General features: G+C 46.2%; 3 protein-coding genes. 2 read left to right on the top strand and 1 reads right to left on the bottom strand.

Annotated elements, in window-relative coordinates:
- A partial coding sequence (locus A3756_RS19015) for an acyl-CoA dehydrogenase C-terminal domain-containing protein (protein WP_197481388.1) occupies positions 1–859 on the top strand: 859 nt, incomplete at its 5' end.
- 126 nt (positions 860–985) lie between these two features.
- Positions 986–1,678: a crotonase/enoyl-CoA hydratase family protein gene (locus A3756_RS19010; protein ID WP_231875513.1), complete on the top strand. Its 693-nt coding sequence runs from the start codon at positions 986–988 to the stop codon at positions 1,676–1,678.
- 36 nt (positions 1,679–1,714) lie between these two features.
- Here A3756_RS19010 and A3756_RS19005 read toward each other — a convergent pair.
- Positions 1,715–2,095: AEC family transporter (locus A3756_RS19005; RefSeq protein WP_197481387.1), on the bottom strand; the 381-nt coding region annotated here is incomplete at its 5' end.

Here is a 2,095-nt window from a genome sequence, read left to right as displayed (position 1 = left end):
TTATGCAAATGAGCGCTTACAAGGCCGCTTGGCGAGCCAAAAGGCGGATGACAAGCCTGTTGAGATTATCCAGCACGCCGACGTGCGTCGAATGCTGTTAGAGCAAAAAGCATACGTTGAAGGTGCAATGTCACTATGCCTGTTTGGTTATTTCTTATTAGATGATGTCAATACACACCCTGATGCAGACGAAAGAGAAAAATCAGAGCTCTTACTGGACTTACTGACACCCGTGATCAAATCATGGAGCTCCGAAGTTGGTGTAAAAGCGAATGATCTAGCGATTCAGGTGCTTGGCGGTGCAGGCTATACCAGAGAGTACCCTGTCGAACAATATTGGCGCGACAATAGGTTAAACCCAATTCATGAAGGAACGAATGGTATCCAGGCCTTGGATTTAGTGGGTCGCAAGCTATGGCAGCGCAACAGTAAAGGACTTCAAGTTCTGGTCTCTAAGGTGAATTTAGACCTTTCTCGTGCTAAAGAATCCAGTGAAAGGCTTCAAGCGTGGGCGCAAACAATTGAAGAACATTTGTCACTAGTGCATAGGGTTACTATGCAATTAGGCGCTGACCTTCAGAAAGAATCTCCTGACTTGACCTTATCTAATGCCAGTTCTTACCTTTCGATGTTTGCTCGCGTGGTGGTGTCGTGGCTGTGGTTACGCCAGGCCTTAGCGGCAGAAAAGGGGATTGCCGAAACTGAGCCCGCAAACCATGAAGAGCTTTCGTTTTACCGTGGCAAACTCCAGGCTGCTCAATATTATATTAAATGGCAATTACCATTAGCTAAGCACGAAGCAGATCTACTTTTGGGGCGAGACGATACCTGTTTTGAAATGCAGCCAAACTGGTTCTAGACCTTGAGACATAAACCAAATTCGAAAGCGGAGGAAAAAGTGAGCTATATTGAAGTCGATGTAAGAGGTTCGATCTTATTGATCAAGGTTAATCGAGCGGAAAAGTATAACGCGCTAACGGTCTAAATGTATCACGATATTGCACGAGCCTATTACCAGCTGGAGCATGATAATAATTTGTGTGTTGCCGTATTTTACGCAGAGGGAGAACATTTTTCAGCTGGCTTGGAGCTCACTGATTGGTTAGAGCCTCTTAAATCAGGAGGCTTGCCGCCTTTGCCTGAGAGAACCATAGACCCCTTTGCATTATCAGGCCCAAGCTTGTCGAAGCCTGTTATTATGGCGGTGCAAGGTTATAGCTATACCTGGGTGGTTGAGATGATGCTCAATACAGATATCAGAGTTGCTTCGGAGAATGCACGCTTTGCTCAGCTGGAGGTTCAGCGTGGTTTGTTTGCCTGTGGTGGGGCAACGATACGGTTACAGAATGAAATGGGTTGGGCCAATGCTCAACGATATTTACTCACGGGTGACGAGTGGTCGGCCGCTGATGCGTATCGCATGGGAATGATTCAGGAAATATGTGAGCCAGGGAAGCAGTTAGAATGTGCCTTAGCGCTAGCACAGAAGATCGCTAAGGCAGCTCCTTTGGCTGTACGTGGAAGCTTGACTTCATCTAAGCTTGCAAGACAAGAAGGCGAGGCATCGGCCATAAAGCAACTTTTTCCTAGCTTAAAGCCCGTCATTGAGTCAGAAGATATGAATGAGGGAGTTCAGTCATTTATCGAGCGTCGTGATGCGGTCTTCGTAGGGCGTTAAGCCCTGAAGGATCAATTTAACAAAGACGAGGCACGCTTAGGCCAAACCTAATGCCCGCAGTACAAATATTCCTGTGCTTACTGTTAATAGTGACAGTACGGTGGATAAAGCGATAATCGTTGCGGCCAATTCGGCGTTGCCTCGCATGGCCTTAGCCATTACGAAACTCGCTGTAGCTGTGGGGCTTGCGAACATAAGAAACAAAGTACCCAATGCTAAATCTTTAAAACCCATCACTAAGGCGGCAAGGGTGAACAGCAATGGCAATCCAACAAGCTTCAGTAAAGTTGCTTTTAATGCAAGATGATTGCTATCTTTTAATTCATTTAACTTGATCGAACCGCCTACGCAAATCAATGCTAGAGGCAAAGTCATGTTTGCAAAGTACTCGCCGCTTTTCATAATGATGGCTGGTGG

The organism is Oleiphilus sp. HI0086, assembly GCF_001635225.1.
The sequence above is the reverse complement of the archived record's forward strand: the minus strand, read 5'-3'. Positions and strand labels throughout refer to the sequence as shown.